This is a genomic window from Pseudomonas sp. TH08, assembly GCF_016651275.1.
In the GTDB taxonomy this organism is placed as follows: Bacteria; Pseudomonadota; Gammaproteobacteria; order Pseudomonadales; family Pseudomonadaceae; genus Aquipseudomonas.
This window is the reverse complement of the sequence record NZ_JAEKEE010000005.1, coordinates 436,732-461,164: the sequence shown is the minus strand read 5'-3', so window position 1 is coordinate 461,164 and position 24,433 is coordinate 436,732. Positions and strand designations below refer to the sequence as shown.

The following is a 24,433-nucleotide window of genomic DNA, read 5'->3' as shown; positions in this document are numbered from 1 at the left end:
CTGTAGAAAACGTGACGCACTGAATTATTTGGCGCGGGCCTGACGCTGGTAGCGCGCTGCTTCGACGAATACATCGGAATTGGCCGGATCGTCGAGGTAGGCAAAGACCTTGTCGAGCTGGCTGTCGACCTCAACGCCGTCGCCATCGTCAGTCTGGAAGGCCTGACCGTCCAGGGCTTTTTGCTTGATCGCTTGATTGATCTGTTCCAGATCGAGGTTGTAGACCACCAATTCGTGTTTATCGGTGAGCTCGAACCCGGCGATGGTGAAGTGGCCGCCATAGCGCGCCGGGACTTTCGCCGACAGATACCAGCGACTGCCGTGGCGCGACACGGTGAAAGGATACGCTTCGCGCTCCTGAGGCTTGGCCTTGAAGTACGTGACGGCCTGATAACGGTCGTTGCCAAGCCGGCTCAGCTCAAGGTTCATTGGTTCGCCCCAGGCATTGGTGCTCGACCATTTGCCGAGCAAGCCTTTGGGCGCCGGCTCACTGGCGGGCAGCGGCTCCTTGAAAGTCACCAGACAGCCACTGAGCAGCAGGAACGACAAGGCGATCAGCACGCCACGCCAGGCTTTCATTCAATACTCCCTATGAACACACCTTGCCCTAATGGTGATCGCGTTTCTCTGTAGGAGTGAGCCTGCTCGCGATAGCGGATTTGCATTCAACATTTTAGTTGTCTGATACACCGCAATCGCGAGCAGGCTCACTCCCACATGGGCATTGCGTCAAACGGACGCGAGCACCAGGTGCATGTATCGAGTCAGAATGCCAAGCATGTCTTGCTCGGCCAATGGCTCGGCGTCGTTGAGCAGGCCCTGATATTCCATCCGTCCGATAATCGCCGTCAACACCTTGGCATCCTGCTGCGGTTCGCGCGAGCCCAGCACCTGAAATAACTGGCAGGTGCCCTGCAACAGAATCTGCTGGTGCGAGCGCACCAGAATTGCCAGACGCGGGTTGAGCAGTGCCTCCTGACGGAAAGCCTGCTCGGCCATCAAGTGCTCGCGACGGTTAATCAACTGCCGATGAACATAGTCGGCCATCAACCGCGCAATGTCGTCAGCCAGCTGAGAGCGCGACTCGGGGCTGCCGTCACCGCTGACCACCATCTCGCGCAGCAGACCTTCGTTGTTGACCCACAACTTGGCCATGTATTCGGCGCTGCGCTCGACGTACTGAGCGAAGGTATCGGTGAGCAGGTCATCGATGTCCTTGAAGTAATACGTGGTGGCCGACAGCGGCACACCGGCCTCGGCAGCCACTGCACGATGGCGCACAGCACGCACGCCATCACGCACGACAATGCGCATCGCCGCGTCGAGAATGTCCTGTCGACGCTGCTCACTGCCCTGTCGGCTGGCCTTGCGGCCCTGGTACTGAACGCTTTCAGCGACCGCAGTGGCGATACCCGCTGCACCTTCTTGAGCTATTGCACCCATCACGACAGAACTTCCTCTGCAATTCAAAAGTAACCAATTGATACATTTGTACCAGACAGGCAATAAAAAGCCGCCTGTTTTAGGCGGCTTTTTAACTGAAACGTTTACGCTTGCGGTCGCATGTGCGGGAACAGGATCACATCGCGGATCGACGGCGAGTTGGTCAGCAACATCACCAGACGGTCGATGCCGATCCCTTCACCGGCCGTTGGCGGCATGCCGTACTCCAGCGCGCGAACGAAGTCGGCATCGTAGTGCATGGCTTCGTCGTCGCCCGCGTCCTTGTCCGCGACCTGAGCCATGAAGCGCTCGGCCTGGTCTTCCGCGTCGTTCAACTCGGAGTAGGCGTTGGCGATTTCACGGCCGCCGATGAACAGCTCGAAACGGTCAGTGACGTTCGGGTTGTCATCGTTGCGGCGCGCCAGCGGCGACACTTCGAACGGGTACTGTGTAATGAAGTGCGGCTGCTCCAGCTTGTGCTCGACCAGTTCCTCGAAAATCATCACCTGCAGTTTGCCCAGACCTTCAAAGCCCAGCACCTTGGCGCCGGCCTTCTTGGCGATGGCGCGAGCCTTGTCGATGTCGTTCAGATCATCGGCGGTCAGCTCAGGGTTGTACTTGAGGATCGAGTCGAACACCGACAGACGCACGAACGGTTCGCCGAAGTGGAACACCTTGTCGCCGTACGGCACGTCGGTGCTGCCCAGCACCAGCTGCGCCAGTTCACGGAACAGTTCTTCGGTCAGATCCATGTTGTCTTCGTAGTCGGCGTACGCCTGGTAGAACTCCAACATGGTGAACTCAGGGTTGTGACGAGTCGAAACGCCTTCGTTACGGAAGTTGCGGTTGATCTCGAAAACCTTTTCAAAACCACCGACCACCAGACGCTTCAGATACAGCTCAGGCGCGATACGCAGGAACATTTCCATGTCCAGCGCGTTGTGGTGGGTTTCAAACGGCTTGGCCGCGGCGCCGCCAGGAATGGTCTGCAGCATCGGCGTTTCGACTTCGAGGAAGTCGCGCTGCATCAGGAAGCTGCGGATATGCGCGATTACTTGCGAACGCACGCGGAAGGTCTGGCGCACGTCTTCGTTGACGATCAGGTCAACGTAGCGCTGACGGTAGCGCTGTTCGGTGTCGGTCAGGCCGTGGTGCTTGTCTGGCAGCGGACGCAGCGATTTGGTCAGCAGGCGCACGCTGGTCATTTCAACGTACAGGTCGCCCTTGCCGGAACGCGCCAGGGTACCTTCGGCGGCAATGATATCGCCCATGTCCCAGGTTTTAACGGCGGCCAGGGTTTCTTCAGACAGGGTTTTACGGTTGACGTAGACCTGAATGCGACCGGTCATGTCCTGAATCACCATGAACGAGCCACGGTTGAGCATGATGCGACCGGCAACCTTGACCGGGATTGCAGCCTCTGCCAGCTCTTCCTTGGTCTTGTCCGCGTACTGTTTCTGCAGTGCATCGCAGTAGTTGTCGCGGCGGAAGTCGTTCGGGAAGGCATTGCCCTTGGCGCGCTCGGCAGCCAGCTTTTCCTTGCGCAAGGCGATCAGGGAGTTTTCTTCCTGTTGCAGGGCTTGCGGGTCGAGTTGTTGGTCGCTCATGTCTTTAGATATTCCATCACAGGTTCGTTACCCCCGGCGTGGCGCCGGGGTTCGCGGGCAAGCCTTGCGCCTACAGGGTCGCGTGTCACCGCGACCACTGCAGAGCAGGCCTTACAGCCCTGATTTCAGGCTGGCATACAGGTATTCGTCGATGTCGCCGTCGAGTACCTTGTCGCAGTCGCTGCGTTCGATGTTGGTGCGCAGATCCTTGATCCGCGACGCATCGAGCACGTACGAGCGGATCTGGTGGCCCCAGCCGATGTCGGACTTGGTGTCTTCCAGCGCTTGCGACGCGGCGTTGCGTTTCTGCATTTCCTGCTCGTACAACTTGGCCCGCAGCATTTTCATGGCGGTGTCCTTGTTGGCGTGCTGGGAACGTTCGTTCTGGCAGCTGACCACGGTGTTGGTCGGTACGTGAGTAATACGTACGGCCGAGTCGGTGGTGTTTACGTGCTGACCACCGGCACCGGAGGAACGATAGGTGTCGATCCGCAGGTCTGCCGGGTTGATTTCGATTTCCACCTTGTCATCGATCTCTGGCGAGACGAAAACCGCGGAGAACGAAGTGTGGCGACGGTTGCCGGAGTCGAACGGGCTCTTGCGCACCAGACGGTGCACGCCGATCTCGGTGCGCAGCCAGCCAAAGGCGTATTCGCCCTTGATGTGCACGGTCGCACCTTTGATCCCGGCGACTTCACCGGCCGACAGTTCCATGATGGTCGCGTCGAAGCCGCGTTTGTCAGCCCAGCGCAGGTACATGCGCAGCAGGATGTTGGCCCAGTCCTGGGCTTCGGTGCCGCCGGAACCGGCCTGGATGTCCAGGTAGGCGTTGTTCGGGTCCATTTCATGGCTGAACATGCGGCGGAATTCCAGCTTGGCCAGATTTTCCTCGAGACGGGCCAGCTCGGCGACGACATCGCCCACTGCGCCTTCGTCGTTTTCTTCGACGGCCATGTCCAGCAGGTCGCGGCAATCGGCCAGACCGGCGTTCAGTTCGTCGAGGGTGTCGACGATCTGTGCCAGCGCCGAGCGCTCACGGCCCAGTTCCTGGGCGTATTCAGGTTTGTTCCAGACACTCGGATCTTCAAGCTCGCGATTGACTTCGGTCAGACGCTCATGCTTTTGATCGTAGTCAAAGATACCCCCGAATAGTTTCGGAGCGCTCGGACAGGTCCTTGATGGTGTTCAGGATCGGATTGATTTCCATGACGGGCAGCACTCGTTGGCGAACTTTTGAAAGCCGGCGAGTATAACGTAATCAAGCTGTCACGGCAGCCCGTCTGGCGGCTGTCGGGGCGAATCACTTGACAGTGATCCTGCGTATTTCAACTGTAGGAGTGAGCCTGCTCGCGATTACGGTGTGTCAGACACCAAAGATGTTGAATGAGAGATCGAATCGCGAGCAGGCTCACTCCTACAGGAGATCTATTCGATCCCGACCTGGTTGCGGCCATTGTTTTTGGCCAGGTACAACCCGCGATCCGCCGCCGAGATCAGCAGGCGGCAATCGCTGCCCGCCTGCGGCACCATGGTTGCCAGGCCGATGCTGATGGTCAGGCTCGCACCGTCTGCTGGGGTGTTGTGCGGGATTTTCAGCGAGGCCACTGTCTGGCGCAGCTTCTCGGCCACCAGCCGCGCACCGCCCGGCGAGGTGTTCGGCAGCACCAGGGCGAACTCTTCACCGCCGTAGCGCGCCGGCAGGTCAGAAGGTCGCGCACTGGCGTCGCGGATCGCCGTGGCGACCTTGCGCAGCGCCTCGTCGCCTTCAACGTGGCCAAAGCTATCGTTGTAGGACTTGAAGTAATCGACGTCGATCATCAGCAACGACAACTGGCTCTGATCACGCAGCGAACGGCGCCATTCCAATTCCAGATATTCGTCGAAATGGCGGCGGTTGGACAGCCCGGTCAGGCCATCGGAGTTCATCAGGCGTTGCAGCACCAGGTTGGTGTCGAGCAATTGTTGCTGGCTGACCCGCAGCGCACGATACGCCGCGTCCCGTTGCAACAAGGTCATGTAGGAGCGCGAGTGATAGCGGATGCGCGCCACCAGTTCGATGGTGTCCGGCAGTTTCACCAGATAATCGTTAGCCCCGGCCGAGAACGCCGCGCTCTTGATCAGCGGGTCCTCCTTGGTCGACAGGACGATGATCGGGATGTCCTTGGTCGCCGGGTGATTGCGGTACTCGCGCACCAGGCTCAGGCCGTCGAGGCCGGGCATCACCAGATCCTGCAGAATCACCGTCGGCTTGATCCGCACCGCTTGCGCGATAGCCTGGTGCGGGTCGGAGCAGAAGTGGAAGTCGATGTTTTCTTCGTTCGACAGCCCACGGCGGACGGCTTCGCCAATCATCGCCTGATCGTCCACCAACAACACCATGGCGGCGTTTTCGTCGGTTTTAATGTCGTCGATCTGTAAGTCATTCATGGGCGGTCACCTGAGTACTGCGGGGGCCAGGATTGCGGATCAACTTGTTCATTTGGGGAAAATCTCCAGCAATCGTGGCGCTATCTTTTCCAGTGGGCGTATTTCAACGGCGGCATCAATGGCCGCGGCAGCCTTGGGCATGCCGTACACCGCACTGCTTTGCTGATCCTGCGCGATGGTCAGATAACCCTGCTGGCGCATGAGCTTAAGCCCTTGCGCCCCGTCGCGTCCCATCCCGGTCAATAAAACCCCGACCGCATCACCATTCCAGTAACTGGCGACACTCTCGAAAAACACGTCGATGGAGGGCCGGTAGATCTCGTTGACCGGCTCGGCGGTGTAGGCCAGCGTGCCGTTTTTCAATAATCGAATATGGTGATTGGTACCGGCCAGCAGCACCGCCCCGCTTTGCGGCGGCTCGCCTTCGCGGGCCAGACGCACATCGAGACCACTGGCACTGGCCAGCCATTCGGCCATGCCGGCAGCGAACACCTGATCGACATGCTGCACCAGCACAATCGCCGCCGAAAAGTCCCGCGGCAAGCCCTTGAGCAAGACTTCCAGCGCCGCCGGCCCGCCCGCGGACGAACCGATAGCCACCAGCCGCTTGCACGAAGCCGAGCTGCGTTGCGGTGTCGGCAGTGGCCGCGAGCGCGGCGCTTTGTCGCCGATCAGCCAGCCAATGTTGAGAATCTTGCGCAGCAATGGCGCTGCGGCTTCCTGCGCATTGCCAGCGCCGATCGCCGGAGTGTCGACCACGTCCAGCGCGCCGTGGCCCATGGCCTCGAACACGCGGTGCACATTCTGCTGGCGGTCGACCGTGACAATGACGATAGCGCATGGCGTTTCGGCCATGATCCGGCGGGTCGCTTCGACGCCGTCCATCACCGGCATGATCAGGTCCATCAGGATCAGATCCGGAGTGTTTTCGGCGCACAGTTGCACCGCCTCGGCGCCGTTGCGGGCGACCCAGACCACCTGATGCGCCGGCTCGAAGGCCAGCGCACGACGCAGCGCCTCCACCGCCATTGGCATGTCGTTGACGATTGCGATCTTCATGCCCGCGCTCCTCCGATGAGCTCGACCACTGCATCGAGCAGGGCGTCGTCATGAAAACTGGCTTTGGCTAAATAATAGTCCGCCCCGGCATCCAGTCCACGGCGGCGATCCTCTTCACGGTCCTTATACGACACGACCATCACCGGCAGCGATTGCAGACGATTGTCGCGACGCAGCAACGTGACCAGTTCGATGCCGTCCATGCGCGGCATGTCGATGTCGGTGATCAGCAAATCGAAGTCCTCCGAACGCAGTGCGTTCCAACCGTCCATGCCGTCCACCGCCACCGCAACGTCGTAGCCACGGTTGAGCAGCAGCTTGCGTTGCAGCTCGCGCACGGTCAGCGAATCGTCGACCACCAGTACCCGCTTGCGCGCGGCCTCCACCGCTTGATTGCCGTGGCGAGCGATGCGCTCCAGGCGACCGGTATTGAGCAGTTTGTCCACCGAACGCAACATGTCTTCAACGTCGACGATCAGTACCACCGAGCCGTCGTCAAGCAAGGCCCCGGCGGAGATGTCCTGCACTTTGCCCAGACGCTCGTCCAGTGGCAAGACCACCAGTGTGCGTTCGCCAATGAAGCGCTCGACTGCCACGCCATAAATCGCATCGCGCTCGCGGATCACCACGACCTTGAGGGTTGCGCCGCTGCTCTGGCTGGCCGGGCGGTTGAGTAACTGGCTGGCGGCGACCAGGCCGACATGCTGGCCTTCGTGCCAAAAATGCTGACGACCTTCGACCTGCACGATGTCTTCCGGCTCCAGGTCGTACATGCGTTCGATGTGCGCCAGTGGGAACGCGTAGGCTTCTTCGCCGACCTCCACCACCAGGCTGCGCACCACCGACAAGGTCAGCGGCACTTCCAGGTGAAAGCGGCTGCCCTCGCCCGCCGTCTGCTCCAGCACCACCGCGCCGCGCAACTGGCGAACCATGTGCTGCACCGCATCAAGGCCGACGCCACGACCGGAGACTTCGGTGACCGTATCGCGCAGGCTGAAACCGGGCAGAAACAGGAACGTCAGCAGTTCTTCTTCGCTCAGCTGCGCGGCGGTTTCTGCTGGGGACAACTGCCGTTCGACGATGCTGCGGCGGACCTTTTCCAGATCGACGCCATTGCCGTCATCACTCAATTCCAGCACCAGCAGACCGGCCTGATGTGAGGCGCGCAGGCGGATCAGACCTTCTTCAGGCTTGCCCTGGAGCAAACGTTGCTGCGGGGTTTCGATACCGTGATCGACCGCGTTGCGCAGCAAATGGGTCAGCGGCGCTTCGAGCTTTTCCAGCACGTCGCGATCGACCTGAGTCTTCTCGCCTTCGATTTCCAGACGCACCTGCTTGCCGAGGCTGCGGCCAAGATCACGGACCATGCGCACCTGACCGCTTAGCACGTCGGCGAAGGGCCGCATACGACAGGCCAGTGCGGTGTCGTAGAGCACTTGTGCGCGCTGGCTGGCCTGCCAGGCGAACTCGTCGAGTTCGGCGTTTTTCTCGCTCAGCAGTTGCTGGGATTCGGCGAGCAAGCGTCGCGCATCTTCCAATGCTTCCAGCGCCTCAAGGCTTAGCGCATGTTCCTTGAGGTGTACGTTAAGGTTTTCCAGCGCACGCAGGCCGTTGTTCTGCATGCGCTTGAGGCGTTGCATGGTCGCCAGATGCGGCTTCAGGCGCTGGGTTTCCACCAGCGATTTGCTCGACAGATCGAGCAGGCTGTTCAGGCGTTCGGCGGTGACGCGCAACACGCGTTCGCCACCTTCGGTGGTGCGTTTGCTCTTGCGTGGTGCTGGTTCAGATACCTCGGCAAGGGCTTCTATTGCAGGTGCTGGCGGCGTCGGCTGAAGGCGCGGCGCTTCAAGCTGCAACTCGGCCATGACCGGCGCGGCAATCGGTGCCGGTGGTGCCGACGGATCGAGCAACTGTCCCATCAACGCGACGTACGCTTCAATATCGCTCGGCTGCGGCGCACTCGCCGGAGTGGCAATGCGCATCAACAAATCGGTGCCCTGCAACAAGGCGTCGATGTGTTCCGGGCGCAGCAGCAAGCGGCCTTCCTGCGCGCTGACCAGACAGTCTTCCATCACATGGGCAACGCTGACGCCGCTATCGATGCCGACAATCCGCGCCGCGCCCTTGAGCGAGTGCGCCGCACGCATGCACGATTCCAACTGATCGGCCTGGGTCGGATTGCGTTCCAGAGCCAGCAGCCCCGAGCTGAGCACCTGGGTCTGGGCTTCGGCTTCGAGGCTGAACAGCTCAAGCAGCGAGGCGTCGCGCATTTGCTCGGGGGTCATGTAAGGCTCCGGGTCACGGCGGACAACAGCTGTTCTTCATCCAGCCAACGCAGGCTGCGCCCCCTGAATTGCAGGACGCCACGGGTGTATTTGGCACTGGCTTGCGCGCCGGATTGCGAGGCGGCGTCGAGAATGCGCTCATCGATGGCGTGGATGCCGTCGACTTCATCCACCGGCACCACCACCGGCCCGCCATGGGCGGCGATGATCAGCATGCGCGGCATGACTCGCGCGCCACTGACCGGCGCAGCGTTCGCGTCTAGATCGAGCAATTCCACCAGCGACAGGCAAGCGACCAGCGCACCGCGCACGTTGGCGACGCCAAGCAAGGCCCGTGAACGCTGATGCGGCAATGAGTGAATCGCCTGCATCGGCGCGACCTCGACCAGGCTGCGTGTCGCCAGCCCCAACCATTCTTCGCCGAGCCGGAACATCAGCAGCGAACGGGTTTTCACATCGTTTTCAACCGCAGTCGCCACCGGATCGCGCTCGTCTTGCTGCAACGCATAGCGGTCGAGCAATCGCGTGGCGGCGGCGGAATACACCGAGCAGTTGCGGCAGTGAATATGTTCTTCCAGCAGCGGACAGGATTTGTCGCCGTGGATGCCGATGCGGTTCCAGCAATCATCGATGGCCCGGGCGTCTTCGTGCGTGACGTTCAAGGTGTCGGACGGGTTCATCGTTTACGCTCACTGTCGGCGGTGCGGCCGCTGCGGGCGGCGCGCTCCTGCAATCGTCTGGCACCGGCGCTGTCACCCTGGGCCTGGAGCAACACGGCCAGGTGCATCAGCGCTTCAGGATGTTGCGGTTCGAGGTACAAGGCCTTGCGGTAAAAGCCTTGGGCTTCCAGCGTCAGCCCAGCGACATCGCTGAGCAGGCCGAGCCAGTAAAACACTTGAGCCACCGGTTCGTGGCTGCGTAAATATTGCTCACACGCAGCACGGGCCTCGGCACTTTTGCCTTCATTGGCCAGCGCGGCGATGTTCACCAGCAATGTTGCGGCATCGGGATTGGCACTTTTGCTGGTCGCCGGCATCGACGTCACGGAGGCAAAGGGTCGATTGCGCACGGGCGCTGGCGGCGTGCTGCGCAGCGGTTGGCTGACGGGCAACGGCGCTGGCTTGGGGATCGGCAACGGCTCAGGCAGCGGCTCGCTATGACGGCTGAACGCGAACGACTGGGGAATGCCGATCGAACGCATGCCCAAGCGCCCGAGCAGGCTGCCCTCCGCCGGGCCGATAAACAGCACACCGTCGACATGTGTCAGGCGCTTGAGCACTTCGAACACCTGCTTCTGGGTCGGTTGATCGAAGTAGATCAGCAGGTTGCGGCAGAACACGAAATCGAAGGGCGGCTCGCTGGTCAACAGCGTTGGATCGAGCACGTTGCCGACCTGCAAGCGCACCTGCTCACGGACGTTTTCGTTGACGCGATGGCCGTCCTGCTCAGGCGTGAAATGCCGCTCGCGATAGTCCAGGTCCTGGCCGCGAAACGAGTTCTTGCCGTACAGCGCCCGCCGCGCTTTCTCCACCGACAACGGGCTGACGTCCATGCCATCGACCTTGAACTGATGGGGCTTGAGCCCGGCATCGAGCAAAGCCATGGCAATCGAATAAGGCTCTTCGCCGGTGGAGCACGGCAGGCTGAGGATGCGCAGCGCACGCATATTGTTCAGCTCGTCCAAGCGTTTACGCGCCAGTTTGCCCAACGTGGCAAAGGATTCCGGGTAACGGAAAAACCACGTCTCGGGGACGATCACCGCTTCAATCAACGCTTGCTGTTCATCCCGCGAGCCTTGCAGCAAATGCCAATATTCGTCGGCGTGGGCAGCCTGCGAAAGGGTCGTGCGCTGACGCACGGCGCGCTCGATGATCGCCGGGCCGACCGAGGTGACATCGAGGCCGATGCGTTCCTTGAGGAAGTCGAAAAAACGCTGATCGCTGCTCATGGCTGCGCCTCAAGCTGCGCCGGGTCCAGCGGCGGATGGGGGAACAGCAGCGTGCGCACGGCATCATCGAGCAAGTCATTGACCCGCACCCATTGCACCAGACCTTGTGCGTCTTGACGCACCGGGCCGAGGTACGGTGCCTGACGATTGTCGAGGCCGTAGGGCTGAAAATCCTGCGGGTGGCAGCGCAGCGTATCGGTCGCCTGCTCAAGAATCAGCCCCAGCCATTGCGCCGGTTGCGCGTCGTCCGGGCGATAGTGCACCAGCACCAGCCGCGTGCTGGTTCGCGCTTCAGCGGGCTGGCCAAAGGTCAGCGCACTAAGGTCGATCACCGGCACCACTACGCCGCGATAAGCGAACACCCCGGCAACCCATTGCGGCGCCCGTGCGATCGGTTTCAACGGCAGGCGCGGCAGCACTTCCGCGATTTCGGTGGCGCGCAGGGCGTAACGCTCGCTGCCGATGCGAAACAGCAGGAACAACGCCGGCTTCGCCACTTGCGCGACGTTGCGTTTGGCGATGATTTCGCTCATCAGACTTTGAATCGCGAAACGCCGCTGCGCAGCCCGACGGCCACCTGGCTCAGTTCGTCGATGGCGAAACTGGCCTGGCGCAGCGACTCGACGGTCTGGCTGCTGGCGTCGCCCAACTGCACCAGCGCATGGTTGATCTGCTCGGCACCGGTGGCCTGCGCCTGCATGCCTTCGTTGACCATCAACACCCGCGGCGCCAGCGCCTGCACTTGATGGATGATCTGCGACAACTGCTCGCCGACCTGCTGCACTTCGGACATGCCGCGGCGCACTTCTTCGGAGAACTTGTCCATGCCCATCACGCCGGCCGACACCGCTGACTGTATCTCGCGAACCATCTGTTCGATGTCATAAGTGGCGACGGCGGTCTGATCCGCCAGACGTCGCACTTCGGTGGCGACCACGGCAAAACCACGGCCGTATTCACCGGCCTTCTCGGCTTCGATGGCGGCATTGAGAGACAGCAGGTTGGTCTGGTCGGCGACCTTGACGATGGTCACCACCACCTGATTAATGTTGCCGGCCTTCTCATTGAGGATTGCCAGTTTGGCGTTGACCAGATCCGCCGCGCCCATCACCGAGTGCATGGTGTCTTCCATACGCGCCAGGCCTTGCTGACCGGAACCGGCGAGCACCGAGGCCTGATCGGCAGCGGTGGACACTTCGGTCATGGTGCGCACCAGATCGCGCGAAGTGGCGGCGATCTCGCGCGACGTCGCGCCGATTTCGGTGGTGGTGGCGGCGGTTTCAGTGGCGGTGGCTTGTTGTTGCTTGGACGTCGCGGCGATCTCGGTCACCGAGGTGGTCACCTGCACCGACGAGCGCTGCGCCTGGGACACCAGCGAGGTCAGCTCGGTCATCATGTCGTTGAAGCCGGTTTCAACGGCGCCGAACTCGTCCTTGCGGTCGAGGTTCAGGCGCGAACTGAGGTCGCCGGTGCGCATGGTTTCGAGGATCTTCACGATGCGGTTCATCGGCGCCATGATCGCGCGCATCAACAGCAAACCGCAGAGACCGGCAGCGAATACCGCGACCAACAGGGAAACGAACATGCTGACTTTGGCCGCGGACACGGCATCGTCGATATTGGCCATGGCCTGATCAGCGACTTTCTTGTTTTCGCCGATGATGTCGTTGAGTTTCGTGCGACCGGTGTACCACGCTGGCGAGAGCTTCTCATTGAACAATTTCACCGCATCGGCTTCCAGGTTGCGTTTGTGCAAATCGAGCACCGCGTCCTGAATCTGCATGTAGTTATCGTGGTACTTCTCGAACGCGGCGAACTCAGTGCGATCCTCATCGGTCGCCATGGTCTTGCGGTAATTCTCCATCTGCTCCAGCAGACGGCTCTCAAAGGACTTGAACTCGGCGGCGTCTTCGCTGCTGATGCCTTCGCCTTCCTTGAGGCCGAGCAACTCCTGAGTCTGCAGATAGCTGTCGACCCAGGCACCACGAATCATCGAGCTGTAATAGACACCGGGAATCGCATCGTCGCGGACGCTGTTTTCACTGGCTTCGATCTTCAATAGTCGCGAGTACGACAGCACCACCATCAGCAACATGATGGCGATAATCACCGCAAAGCTCGCCAAAATGCGTTGGCGCAACGTCCAGTTCTTCACAGTGATTCCTCGTGCCTAGGGTCGAAATGCGGGGAGTATAGCCGAGGGCGGTGTTTCATTAATAAGACGCTTTTTAACCCTCGCGCCCATCGAGGTTAAACCGGGGCGGGCTCTGGACAGGGACTTTCCAGCAAGCGAGGTGCAACTGACCAGTGACGGATTGGCAGAAAGGGGCGCTGGATCGGTCATTTCTGAACGGACGGCTTCTTCGCGATGATGGCCACGAGCCATTGTGCGCAAGAAGTTGCGCACTTATTTTCGATTTTCATCTATCAACGCCTCTACAACCCACGTCCCACGTGGCCTGTAGACGAGTGCGCAAGAAGTTGCGCAGTACTGCGCAACTTCTTGCGCACTTTTGCCCTGATTCGCCTGGCAAAAATCCTCAAACCCACAGGCCAGAGCGGTTTAACCCCCGGCTGCCGGGCACTTCACAAAAGCTGGCACGGTCCTTGATAACAGTCAGGCACCCACCGGGCGATTTCGCCTCCCGGGCACCTTAAATTTATCCGCAAGGAGAGCACCCCATGGCAACACCAGCGTACATGTCGGTTACCGGCGAAAAACAAGGCCTGATCACTGCAGGCGCCTTCACCGCCGACTCCGTTGGCAACACCTACCAGGAAGGCCACGAAGACCAGGTCATGGTTCAGGCTTTCAGCCATGACGTGATCATCCCGCGTGACCCACAATCCGGTCAGCCAACCGGTCAGCGCGTTCACAAGCCAGTTGTGATCACCAAGGTCTACGACAAGGCTTCGCCTCTGCTGCAAGCTGCTCTGACCTCGGGCGAGCGCATGAGCGAAATCGTTATCCAGTGGTACCGCACTTCGGCTCAAGGCACCCAAGAGCACTACTACACCACCAAACTGGAAGACGCGATCATCGTCGCCATCAACAACAAAATGCACAACTGCCAGGATCCAGGCAACTCGCACTTCACCCACCTGGAAGAAGTGCAGTTCACCTACCGTAAAATCACCTGGACCCACGAAGTATCCGGTACTTCGGGTTCCGATGACTGGCGTGCTCCAGTCGTTTAATTACGGCTGATCGTTACAAACATCGGCCAGCTCTGCTGGTCGATGTTGTTTACGCCCCTCCAGAATTTAGCGTACGTTGACCCGCTTTTGCGGCCGTCGACGCGCGCCGCTGTACAGCACGAGGAACAACGGATGTTCGCGCCGGCCAATGAAACCCACTTTGCCCTGACCATCGAAGGTCTCCCCGCCGACTTTCAGGTGTTTACCCTGCAAGGCCGGGAAGCCATCAGCCAGCCCTTCGTTTTCGAGGTGGAACTGGTCAGTGAAAAACCGTCGCTGGACCTCGAAACCCTCCTGCACAAACCGGCCTTCCTGCAACTGTCGCCCGACGGCAGCGGCATCCACGGCCAGATCTACCGCGCCGCGCAAGGTGACTCGGGCAAACGCCTGACCCGTTATTCGCTGACCCTGCGCCCGCAACTGGCGTACCTCGCGCACCGCATCAACCAGCGCATCTTCCAGAACCTCAGCGTGCCGAAAATCATCGGCATGGTCCTCGAAGAACACGGCATCCAGAGCAATGCCTACGCCTTCCAGACCGGCTCGGTCTACCCCGAGCGCATTTATTGCGTGCAGTACGACGAGTCGGACCTGCATTTCATCCAGCGCCTGTGCGAGGAAGAAGGTATCCATTACCACTTCCAGCACAGCGCCACGGCGCACAAACTGATTTTCGGCGATGACCAGACGGTGTTCCCGAAACTCCAACCCGTGGCCTATCAGCAAGACTCCGGCATGGTCGCCAGCGACCCGGTGATCAAGCGCTTCGACCTGCGCCTGGAAACCCGTACCAGCCGCACCACGCGCCGCGATTACGACTTCGAAAAACCGCGAATCACCCTCGAAAGCGAAAACCGTGGCGACGCCCTGCCCGACCTCGAGGATTACGATTACCCCGGCCGCTTCGTCGACCGCGAGCGCGGCAAACACCTGGCCAAACGCGCCCTCGAACGCCACCGCAGCGACTTCCAGTTGGCCGAAGGCAAAAGCGATCAACCGTTGCTGGTCAGCGGCCATTTCCTCGCGCTCACTGCGCACCCGAAAGCCAAGTGGAACGACCTCTGGCTGCTCACCGAAGTCCACCACGAAGGCAAACAGCCGCAAGTGCTCGAAGAATCGGTGACCAGCGACACCACCGCCCTCAAAGACGATTTCCACCAGGGCTACCGCAACCGCTTCCAGGCCACGCCGTGGGACGTACCCAACCGCCCGCCCCTGCGCCACGCCAAATCGCGCATCCTCGGCAGCCAAAGCGCTGTGGTGACCGGTCCCAAAGGTGAAGAGATCCATTGCGACCAGTACGGCCGCGTCAAAGTCCAGTTTCACTGGGACCGCGAAGGCCAGGCCGACGACAAAACCAGCTGCTGGCTACGCGTGTCTTCAGCCTGGGCCGGCGCCCAGTACGGCGGCATCGCCATCCCGCGCATCGGCATGGAAGTCCTCGTCACCTTCCTCGAAGGCGACCCCGATCAACCGCTGATCAGCGGCTGCCTGTACCACAAGGAAAACACCGTCCCGTACGCGCTGCCGGCGAACAAGACCCGCACGACGTTCAAAACCCTGAGCTCAATGGGCGGTGGCGGTTACAACGAACTGCGCATCGAGGACAAGAAGGGTCAGGAGCAGATCTATCTGCATGCCCAGCGCGATTGGGATGAAAACATCGAGCACGACCAGAAGATTCGGGTCGGCAATGAGCGGCACGATACGGTTGAGAAGAACAGCTACACGGAATTCAAGGCCGAAGAACATCACACGGTTTATGAAGACCGCAAGGTTGAGGCGCAGGCCAGTGACCACCTGACGGTTGGGGTGAATCAGCACGTCAAGATTGGTACTGGGCAGTTCATTGATGCCGGGCAGGAAATCCATCTTGATAGCGGCATCAAGGTCGTGCTGGAAGCGGGAGCTGAGCTGACGCTGATCGGAGGGGGCAGCTTTATCAAGATCGACTCCGCTGGCGTTACCATGAGCGGCCCGGTGATCAACATCAACTCCGGCGGCAGCCCCGGAAGCGGTACTGGCGCTACTGCGGTACTTCCTGTACCGCCCAAGCCGGCCGATACCGCACCGGTCGGGCAAACGCTGGGCAACGCACCGGTCAACACGGCCGCACCAAGAAAAACCAGCGAGAAAGGCAAAGAGGCGCTCATCGTAGACGTGTGGGGAGACCCGGATTTGGGCAGTCAATTGCAATTGTTGGGGCCAGAGGACAAGGCATGAGTGAGTTCAAGGACAAGTCCATTACCGAAGGGACGCGCAAGAAGACTGACTACGATAATGATCAGAAATCACGATTAGCACTAAGTGTTGATCGAATCGATGGCGGCAAGCTGCAAATCCCTATCATGGTGGATGCGAAAACCACCGAAGAGCTGGACAAGTACCAGCAAAATACTTTGCTCGCGATTACCCCTTTGGCCCGCCTGCCGGGCCACGACAAGCTCAATGAAACCCTGCAAGGCGGCGTACCGCGTGTGGGCCGCGTTTATGTATTCCAAAACAACAAGGTTTGGCGTGAACTCGTTACCGACGGCAAAGGACAACTGTCCGAAGTTGACCTGGTTCACTGGCGGAAACTCGCGGATAAAAAAGGCAACGCCGATAAACGCGAGCCGGTGGGCGTTAAACAGCAACTGATTCTAGTGCCGATGTTTCTTCAGGGCCGATTTGTGGGTCGACAATTCAGCATGGCCTTCAGCGAAGTTTCCTGGACATGGGAATACATCACTTGGCTGGAAGAAGACCCAAGCCGCATCAAGGCACGCAGCCAAAATATGGCCTCCGCCTGGGCAGCCGCAGCAGGTGAGACCACTATCTGGAAGGCCACCTCAATTCACCCCGCGACGCCGATTAAAAAACTTACCAAGGGTCTACGTTCACGCGATTTCAGCATTGAAGCTGCTATGGAAGATCCTGCGGAGTTCACTCCGGACTTCGCAGCATTCAAACCCGATGCGCTAATCCTGAAGCTACAAAAGCGCAAAGAAGAGCTGGCTCAAAAGATTAAACTTGCGCCACCGCCGGCTCTCCCAGTCTTGGAGGCGGGAGAGGATTTGCTAGCCCAAAAGGCACTGCGTGATTACCCCCAACTAATTGGCATGATTCTCGATGATCCGCTATATGAAGTGCGCCATGCGACGGCGCAGATTCGCGAATGCGTTGATTATCTACAGACCCTGAATGCTCTTGTTCCCCATCAGCAACACGGTCGTTATGCCCAAGTGTTGTACAGCACGCTTGCCGGGCCGTTAGCCGACTTAAAAGACAAAGTCGATCTGCCCAAATTGGAGAGTGTCGTATTCGAAGGCGAGCGAAAAAAATGTCGAGAAAAATTGGCAGCACGATTGCTTGGTCTTATTAACGCAACCGACAGTAAATTGCATACAGTGCTTCTCGACTGGTGCCATAGGAATGATGAGGGTCTTTTAGAGCCTTACAGCTTAATGACCGAAATAATTGAGGCACTTAATCAACTTCCGAATCGTTGCGATGCAATGTACACCGGTCAAGGATATAAAGAGCTTACTGCCTCCTCAAATCGCATTTGTCAGGCCATATTGAAAGGTGAGCACCCGCTCGGGTCACTACTATTAGCGAAAAGCTCAGAACAGCTTCCAGATACAGTCAAACGACTGATCAAACTTCGAGACAGAGCTCAATTACCTGACCCAACCCTGATCGGGTTAAGCACTCTGATTCTGACATCTGGGTTAACAGGTGCAGTGGACCAGCCAAGCGCGGGGAAAAGCTTCGTTTATTTTCTCGCTGACCTGTTCGATAATTTTGGCGCAAGCGTAGTAGCGCAGATTAGCCGATTGTCTCAGGACGCCTCGAAAATCCAACTCGACCGGATATTCACGCCAACTTTTTCGACACTTTCGGCGTTACTACCAAAAATCTCAACTATAAAATTGATGCAACAGGGTCAAGCGCTCGCACAAGATTACGTAATTATTGGCGTACAGGGAGCGGGGTTGCGCAGAGGGCTCACTGAAAGCGAACGCCAGGCATTGACGAGAAAAAGTTATCGCTATGCAACGCTACATAATCAATCTGGAGAAGTTATAGGTAGCACAAGTCCACGAATAACTCGCTCATCACAACCAAGCTTGCGTGACTTAACTGTAATTGCAATACCAAAAAACCACCCAGACTTGGCAAACTACAGCGCCTTCCGCGTGCAAATGAGTTCAACAACAAAAGTTTTAGATAAGAACAAAGCGGTGCCAACATTAATGGTAGCGTTTGCAACATATAATCTATGGGCACAAATAAAAGCGTACAAAGACCTTAACGCCAGCAACGAGTCACTGCGAGGCGGCGCTGGGATAGCCAGTGCAACATTAGATTTATCTGCAGCATTGGGAAGTCACAGCAAGCTACTACTCGGCTCGACGATGGAGCTAAAACTAACTAAGCCGCGGTTTGACGTAGCGAAAATTTCTACGAGCTGGGCACGAAACTTAAAAAATCAAACTGGTAGCTCTAAGTTACCATTACTTCGCTCGATAGGTGGCATTGCAACACTTGGAGGAGCGGTGCTTGGTGGCTGGGACAGTTACCGATCCTTCAGTCAAGGCGATACTGATGCAGCAGCAGCGTATGGAGTTGTTGCAGTTGGCAGCGGCTTGTGGGGCGCTTATGGATTAGGCCTTGTTGTAAATCCATACATCTTACTCGCTGGCGTAGTGATGACTATTGGAGGCACAATTGCTGCAAATATATTTACTGATAGTGACACTGAAATAATTGTAAAAAAAGGTCCCTTTGGCGTTCAATTTGCCGAGACAGGAATGCTAGACACCCTCATCGGCAAGCATGATATTTTCACACATTTAAAAGACCAGAAAATAGCTTACCAGCAGCTTCTTGGGATAATCGGAAGACCTCAGATTTTCGTAGAGCGCTTATCTGAATGGCGTAAAAAGGCACCAACCGCCCATCGACTAGCATTACAAAACGCAGATACTAATAGGTCGAAGAAGGCTAACTCAGCACTGGAATGTGTGATTCCTGAAAAGCAAATGCTGGATGACAACGATTGGGCTGTAGTTCTCAGCTCGCCGTTATTGTCAATGTTCGAAAATGATAAAAAATTTCGACTGATCGCGCAAGAATTCCAAACCAGACTGGAGAAGTCTGGATTATTATCTGTCAAACGATATAATCGCGTTCCCGCGGCAAGCCCAAAAATATCTGCTTTGCCACTAGATGCGACCAGCGTGTTATACATTTTATCACCTAGCCTTCCAGTTATGCATCTCACTCCACTGCAACGCTACAGCTTCGAAATGACCGAAGGGCTTAAAATAAGCGCTCAATTTGAACTCAGCGTCAGCGAAACAGATGAGAGCCTAGTACTGCCTCAACCTAGCCCTAAGAAATGGATACCATTCACTATTAGGGATCGCCAAACACCTCCGGACAATATTTCACCCGAAGACGCACCACCTTATTGGCAGATTGAAATAATCGAGTCTAAAGTATGATTACAGATATAAATAGCACCTATGCCAGTGGAGCATACCGAAGTGATAGCAAAAAGCTTTTACCACCACCTCGCTGGCCGGAGGATGCCAACCGGACCGGAATGTTTAACACTCATCTAGCATTTGGTAATTATGCCAATTTAGAGCCGGAGGTGGAAGTCAGTTCACAATTTGAGGTTATCAAACTCGCCGCCCCGAATAAAAAAGACGAGCACGACACAGAAACCTACTGCACAAATAAACACTGGAAATTTCAAAACTCCAGCAAAGTGCCACATTTTCTTTTCGTACTTAAGCTCGTAAGTTTTTCGTTCATTTGGGCACCTTGGACTCTTGGGGTCTTCGGTTCCATAGGAATAGAGTTAGGACATGGAGCCCCTGGCACTGCGGGTGGCGCGTTCATTGGTATTTCCACTGCCATTTTGATGCTCACCTCTCTAGTGTTATTCATGACGGGCAATAAGTTTGTTCACCACATGCAAGTCTTAGGATTTGTAGCCGGTGCAATTACTACCTATTGGTTAAAAGGTTCACTATTCAATACGAGCTCAATGAGTATCGCCCTGTGGGCAGGCGTCTTTCTATATTTCGTAGCCTCCCTCGGAACCGACGCATTATTGTGGTTTCATAGCAAAATCAGCACGCACGATGGCAGCGAATTTAATCGAACTGATGGCATGCTCAGGTTCAAAAGGCGTTTCCGCAAGCTATTCGTTGCACCATTTGAAGAGTTCGACCCGGTGCTTCAGTTACTTCCTAATGGCTTCGGCTCCCACGACTACGCGCTGTGGCTGCATCATCGCTATACCGACAACAAAATTTGCCTGGCGACCAAGGTTCACTCGCTGGGGCTGGATCAGGCCAACGCACTCGCTTTTTGGGATTGTCTACAACGCTACATGGATATCACGCAGCCGCTGCCTGACCTGCCTGTGCTTGAGCAAAGTCGCCAACTTGATCCCGTGACAGTCGCCCACGACGCAAAAACTGGCCGCAACCCACGACGATGGAGAGAACAGTCGGAGAAAGGATGGATCACAGGCGGCCAGAAGTCGTTGGCCAAGCAGTTGCAGCAATATCCATGGCAAAAAGAACCCTGCATCGTGAAAGCGCGTATCGATCCATCGTTGACGATTGAGGCATATTACCGCGCTCAAGAAGCAAAAGGGATACATGCAACTCCGAAAGCCGATGACTTCGATAATATTCATCGTTCATGATTACCTATGCCGCCATTAACAACAAAATGTACAACTGCCAGGATCCAGGCAACTCGCACTTCACCCACTTGGAGAAGTGCAGTTCACCTACCGCAAAATCACCTGGCCCCACGAAATATCCGGTACTTCGGGTTCCGATGACTGGCGTGCTCCAGTCGTTTAATTACGGTTGATCGCTTCCGAACTTATATCCCAGCTAGCAAATCAGGAAAAGGATGTCGGTTTAACCGTAACCGATCTTTTCAAAGTAGAAAGTCACAACCCCTACTTTTCAAGCTAGAAGTACCGAACGAATGGTGCAGCGAACTCTCCCAACTGAGATTACGCTTCAGCGTACAGCCAGACATCGCCACCGCCCCGCTAAAGTCCGACGACGGTTTTCTATTTTATTCGATCGGCCTAAATTTTTCTGTTACAAATAAACCGCTCAAAGGCGAAACCTCAATCAAACCTAGTAAAACACCACTGAAATGGATTGACATCACAGCGGAGAAGTTACGTGACTAACAGCAAATATCAACGTCTACCAAGTGCCGGCGACTTTGAAAAAGAAAATGATTTAGAGCTAATATATCTATCTCCAAAACCACTACCTACTGGCTCCCTACCGTTTAGCGCTCGCCAATTACATCGCAGCGCTAACAATACTTTCCTTGATTTTTCAGTTGGCCAAGGAAGCTTTGAATTCATGGCTAGAATCGGCATTGGTTCGATTATGCTAATTGTCACTTCTCTTTTACTATTCTCTGCTTTTGCTTCTTGGGTAAGGAGACACTCGGAACATTTTTTCAGCGCTTGGGCAAGTTTCTTTTTCAACCCTGTCATATGGTTTATTATCTTGTCGATTGCAGCACTCTACCTTTACTATTTCATAAAAATTGCCAATGAGATTTCCTCACACCCCCCTCAGATTCAACCGCGAACGCAGAGCGGTTGTATATATCGCAAAAAAAGGAGACCAACCAAGATATGTGTCATGGGAAAGCGTGATTACATGCGTATCCACTGGAAAATTAGTGACTCAGTACTCCGTCACGCCAGAGTACAAATTGATGATCGGTCTGCGCGACAGTTCCAACGGAGATATTTTATGGAACATTATACAATGTGGTAGTTTCGCCTTGGCAGTTTCGGAATGGGAGATGGTCCGAACTTATATGGAAGAGGGCATCAACAGCCTTCCGGAAGACTATACTGACGAACTTGAGGAAGGGTCTGTTGAGTTCTTTAATCTGTGCCGTGAAAGCTACCGTGAAGAACACTCATCAATACGGTATTTCTTTGGCTTTTTAATAATCCAGTTCTTTAGCGGCTGGACCTTGCCATGTTACATTTCCGCATGGATTAACAACCGACCGAAAGCGAGCTTCTCCAAAGAAGTTTTAGAGTGGTCAAAACCGCTTCCACTCGATCAACATGTAAAACCAAGCGAGGAACTATTAAATCAGACCCTTGAGATCCGAAAAGCATTTTCAGAAGGGAAAAACTTTATGGATTATTTTAAAATTAATAACTCATAACAAGCGAACGTTAAAAAACCAATAAAACACTATTAGAACTGAAAACCTTCTGCGAGTTATTAACCTGCAGACTCAGCTATTTAAAGGCCCTCAGCCACACTTACAAACGTGACTTTAACATTTTCGCAAATAAAAAATGGCGACAATCAATATATATGAGTTCTTTCATACGCAGCAACACAGCTTTAGAGACATCTTCAACACCGGATATCCGAAGTCAGCAATCTTGCGCGGGGAAATACGCAACCACTACCCGTTTACACAGGGCAAGATCAAGGATCTAGCCGTAATTTTTCCGACATGAATGATACCTTCCTCAAAGTTGGTGGTAGTAATTGAGGAATGGTTGAGCACGGAAAAATATCGACTGCAATAATTTGGATGGCATTAGTTACCGCCTTCATAATTCCAAGCCTTATCATCCTTGCCGGCATATTCTTTACCCTGAAAACTTTCCCGACCCTCTGAGCATTTTACTTACTTTTCTAAAGACAACTAGCGCCTTACTGCTGCTCCTTATCCTTATAGATGCTTATTTTTACGGTATGTTTTCCGGCGTGATATTTTCTGAAAAAAATATCCAATTCGCTTCAATCGCCAACGATGCGAGTTTTGCTACGTCGACAGTAAAACCGATCAAGTGCTGGTAGTACCTTGGGAAGAAATAGTCGCTCGGGTCGCAAACACTCAAGGCATCACCAGTTATGGCGCCGCCCGCCAATACACCTTCGGCATGTGTCTGGAAGATGACGCAAAAGAAAAGTGCAGTTTCTTCTTTTGCCGCAACCCAGTGATGCACATGCCTTGGGAATGTGGAAATCAATCCGCAACTACATGGAGGATGGCCAAGTAGTGGATGCGCCGAATCCGATGCTGGATGCACTGGGGTTGATTCCAACTGGAGACAGACTCAAGCACTACGAAGGGTTGCACACCTTTGAAATCGAGCGCGATGACGCTCGCTGGATGTGCAAGATGAATGACGAAGGCGCCGACCTTTCGGACAAGGAGCGCGAGCATTATGGCCATCCCAAGCGAACACTATGGCCATTACGTCGTTGGTACATCTGGCGGGTGCTGAGCTTCTGGAAAATGCCGTACATGTTGGCGGAATGGGGTCACCGTATGGGCCGTCCTACCCTGCCGGATCAGGTACAAAAATGGTCAGAGCCTCTCCCTTCAGAGCAGTGGGCCAAGCCAAGCGCTGCGCTGATGAAGGCCAACCAAGTGGTTAAAACTGCCATTGACAAGAAAGGCGCTAGCGTTGTCGAAGCCTGCAAGGCTGCGGGCCTGCATTGAAAGAACAATGCGCCCCCTTCCATCACGACTGATGAAGGGGATAGCGCCTCTGCTATGTGCTTACGAAGAGTTTATTTCAGCCCAACTGACGCACCTGCTTCTCCAACTCCACCTTCAACCCCGGCTCCAGCTTCAACTGCCGCGCCAGTTCATCCAGATAGCTCTTCTCCATAAAACTCTCCTCATCCACCAGCATCACACTGGCGATGTACATCTCAGCCGCCATCTCCGGCGTGCTGGCTGCGCGAGCGACGTCCGCAGGGTCGAGCGGTTTGTTGAGTTCGGCGTGTAGCCAGTTCTTCAATTCCTGATCGTTGTCGAGTTTGGTGAATTCGCCTTCGATCAGTTGACGCTCACGGTCATCAATGTGGCCGTCAGCTTTGGCGGCGGCAACGAGTGCCTTGAGAATGGCCTGGCTGTGTTGCTCGACCTGTGCGGGCGGCAGGCGATCCAGAGTCTGGGGTTCGCTTTGTGGTGCGGTGCCTTTTTGGGCGTTGTAGTTGCCGTACGCCTTATAGGCCAGCACGCCCAGCGCAGCGAGGCCGCCGTAGACTGCGACTTTGCCGCCGACCTTTCGGGCTTTTTTACTGCCCAGCAGCAGACCCATGGCGCCAGCCGCCAATGCTCCGCCGCCCGCGCCGGAGAGCAGGCCACCCAAGCCGCCGCCGGACGATCCGCCGAGCAAGCCGCCAAGACCTCCGGCAGACGACTTGTTCTGCGACCCGCCAGCCTTGTTCTGCAATAGATCCTGGCCGGATTTGAGTAGTTGATCGAGCAATCCACGGGTATTCATGTTCCGCCTCCAAACAGGGGTTATCCGGATCTATAAGGCCCTCAGCCTAGTTCGAAAGTGCCCGGTACCGGCCAGCGAGTGTGCTTCCAGATGTTGCTTGCTGCCCCTGTGGCGAGGGAGCTTGCTCCCGCTGGGCTGCGAA

Annotated in this window: 19 protein-coding genes and 1 pseudogene; 7 read left to right on the top strand and 13 right to left on the bottom strand. The window is 56.5% G+C overall.

Annotated features, from left to right (window positions below; translation table 11 throughout):
* Positions 1–24 precede the first annotated feature (24 nt).
* The 11 genes from JFT91_RS25545 to JFT91_RS25495 all read right to left on the bottom strand — a co-directional run bounded on the left by JFT91_RS25545 (position 25) and on the right by JFT91_RS25495 (position 12,924).
* On the bottom strand, positions 25–579 hold the full coding sequence (locus JFT91_RS25545; RefSeq protein WP_201227799.1) for a hypothetical protein: 555 nt from the start codon (positions 577–579) through the stop codon (positions 25–27).
* Between the two features lie 150 nt (positions 580–729).
* The gene (locus tag JFT91_RS25540) at positions 730–1,443 is read right to left on the bottom strand and encodes a TetR/AcrR family transcriptional regulator (RefSeq protein WP_201227800.1); all 714 of its coding nucleotides are present in this window, start codon (positions 1,441–1,443) and stop codon (positions 730–732) included.
* 104 nt (positions 1,444–1,547) lie between these two features.
* Entirely contained in the window at positions 1,548–3,050 is a 1,503-nt protein-coding gene (gene lysS / locus JFT91_RS25535; protein WP_201227801.1) for a lysine--tRNA ligase, read from the bottom strand.
* Between the two features lie 111 nt (positions 3,051–3,161).
* Positions 3,162–4,257 (bottom strand): peptide chain release factor 2 gene (gene prfB / locus JFT91_RS25530; RefSeq protein WP_102358477.1). Its coding sequence is split into 2 segments (ribosomal slippage): positions 3,162–4,184 and positions 4,186–4,257, totalling 1,095 coding nucleotides; the frame shifts between segments, so codons are not numbered across the junction.
* A 218-nt stretch (positions 4,258–4,475) separates the two neighbouring features.
* Positions 4,476–5,477 (bottom strand): response regulator, encoded by a 1,002-nt coding sequence (locus JFT91_RS25525; protein WP_201227802.1) that lies wholly within the window; start codon positions 5,475–5,477, stop codon positions 4,476–4,478.
* A 48-nt stretch (positions 5,478–5,525) separates the two neighbouring features.
* Complete coding sequence (locus tag JFT91_RS25520) at positions 5,526–6,536, bottom strand: chemotaxis response regulator protein-glutamate methylesterase (RefSeq protein WP_201227803.1); 1,011 nt, start codon at positions 6,534–6,536, stop codon at positions 5,526–5,528.
* Positions 6,533–8,821 carry a hybrid sensor histidine kinase/response regulator gene (locus JFT91_RS25515; protein WP_201234232.1) on the bottom strand — a complete coding sequence of 763 codons (2,289 nt, stop codon included), beginning with the start codon at positions 8,819–8,821 and terminating at the stop codon, positions 6,533–6,535. The genes JFT91_RS25520 and JFT91_RS25515 overlap by 4 nt, the downstream gene beginning before the upstream one ends.
* Positions 8,818–9,501 carry a chemotaxis protein CheW gene (locus tag JFT91_RS25510; protein WP_201234231.1) on the bottom strand — a complete coding sequence of 228 codons (684 nt, stop codon included), beginning with the start codon at positions 9,499–9,501 and terminating at the stop codon, positions 8,818–8,820. The genes JFT91_RS25515 and JFT91_RS25510 overlap by 4 nt, the downstream gene beginning before the upstream one ends.
* Positions 9,498–10,769 carry a CheR family methyltransferase gene (locus tag JFT91_RS25505; protein ID WP_201234230.1) on the bottom strand — a complete coding sequence of 424 codons (1,272 nt, stop codon included), beginning with the start codon at positions 10,767–10,769 and terminating at the stop codon, positions 9,498–9,500. The genes JFT91_RS25510 and JFT91_RS25505 overlap by 4 nt, the downstream gene beginning before the upstream one ends.
* Positions 10,766–11,302, bottom strand: a complete 537-nt coding sequence (locus JFT91_RS25500; RefSeq protein ID WP_201234229.1) for a chemotaxis protein CheW — start codon at positions 11,300–11,302, stop codon at positions 10,766–10,768. Before JFT91_RS25500 ends, JFT91_RS25505 begins: the two co-directional genes overlap by 4 nt.
* Positions 11,302–12,924, bottom strand: a complete 1,623-nt coding sequence (locus JFT91_RS25495; RefSeq protein ID WP_201234228.1) for a methyl-accepting chemotaxis protein — start codon at positions 12,922–12,924, stop codon at positions 11,302–11,304. The genes JFT91_RS25500 and JFT91_RS25495 overlap by 1 nt, the downstream gene beginning before the upstream one ends.
* A 527-nt stretch (positions 12,925–13,451) precedes the next feature.
* Between JFT91_RS25495 and JFT91_RS25490 the strand changes: the two genes are divergently transcribed.
* The 6 genes and pseudogenes from JFT91_RS25490 (at position 13,452) to JFT91_RS25465 (ending at position 22,199) form a co-directional block, all read left to right on the top strand.
* Positions 13,452–13,967 carry an Hcp family type VI secretion system effector gene (locus JFT91_RS25490; protein WP_047601845.1) on the top strand — a complete coding sequence of 172 codons (516 nt, stop codon included), beginning with the start codon at positions 13,452–13,454 and terminating at the stop codon, positions 13,965–13,967.
* Positions 13,968–14,099: 132 nt separating this feature from the next.
* Complete coding sequence (locus JFT91_RS25485; RefSeq protein WP_201234227.1) at positions 14,100–16,190, top strand: type VI secretion system Vgr family protein; 2,091 nt, start codon at positions 14,100–14,102, stop codon at positions 16,188–16,190.
* Positions 16,187–19,459: a hypothetical protein gene (locus tag JFT91_RS25480; RefSeq protein WP_201234226.1), complete on the top strand. Its 3,273-nt coding sequence runs from the start codon at positions 16,187–16,189 to the stop codon at positions 19,457–19,459. The genes JFT91_RS25485 and JFT91_RS25480 overlap by 4 nt, the downstream gene beginning before the upstream one ends.
* Positions 19,460–20,010: 551 nt before the next feature.
* Complete coding sequence (locus tag JFT91_RS25475) at positions 20,011–20,679, top strand: hypothetical protein (protein WP_201234320.1); 669 nt, start codon at positions 20,011–20,013, stop codon at positions 20,677–20,679.
* A 14-nt stretch (positions 20,680–20,693) separates the two neighbouring features.
* Positions 20,694–20,842: pseudogene (locus JFT91_RS25470) on the top strand (Hcp family type VI secretion system effector); the annotation flags it as partial.
* 853 nt (positions 20,843–21,695) lie between these two features.
* On the top strand, positions 21,696–22,199 hold the full coding sequence (locus JFT91_RS25465) for a hypothetical protein (RefSeq protein WP_347340652.1): 504 nt from the start codon (positions 21,696–21,698) through the stop codon (positions 22,197–22,199).
* A gap of 538 nt (positions 22,200–22,737) precedes the next feature.
* On the opposite strand, the gene JFT91_RS25460 is transcribed toward JFT91_RS25465, so the two are convergent.
* A complete protein-coding gene (locus JFT91_RS25460) occupies positions 22,738–23,022 on the bottom strand; it encodes a hypothetical protein (RefSeq protein WP_201234225.1) in 285 nt (94 codons plus the stop codon).
* Positions 23,023–23,051: 29 nt separating this feature from the next.
* On the opposite strand from JFT91_RS25460, the gene JFT91_RS25455 reads away from it, so the two are divergent.
* Positions 23,052–23,498: a hypothetical protein gene (locus tag JFT91_RS25455; protein WP_201234224.1), complete on the top strand. Its 447-nt coding sequence runs from the start codon at positions 23,052–23,054 to the stop codon at positions 23,496–23,498.
* Between the two features lie 76 nt (positions 23,499–23,574).
* On the opposite strand, the gene JFT91_RS25450 is transcribed toward JFT91_RS25455, so the two are convergent.
* The gene (locus JFT91_RS25450; RefSeq protein ID WP_201234223.1) at positions 23,575–24,291 is read right to left on the bottom strand and encodes a tellurite resistance TerB family protein; all 717 of its coding nucleotides are present in this window, start codon (positions 24,289–24,291) and stop codon (positions 23,575–23,577) included.
* Positions 24,292–24,433 lie beyond the last annotated feature (142 nt).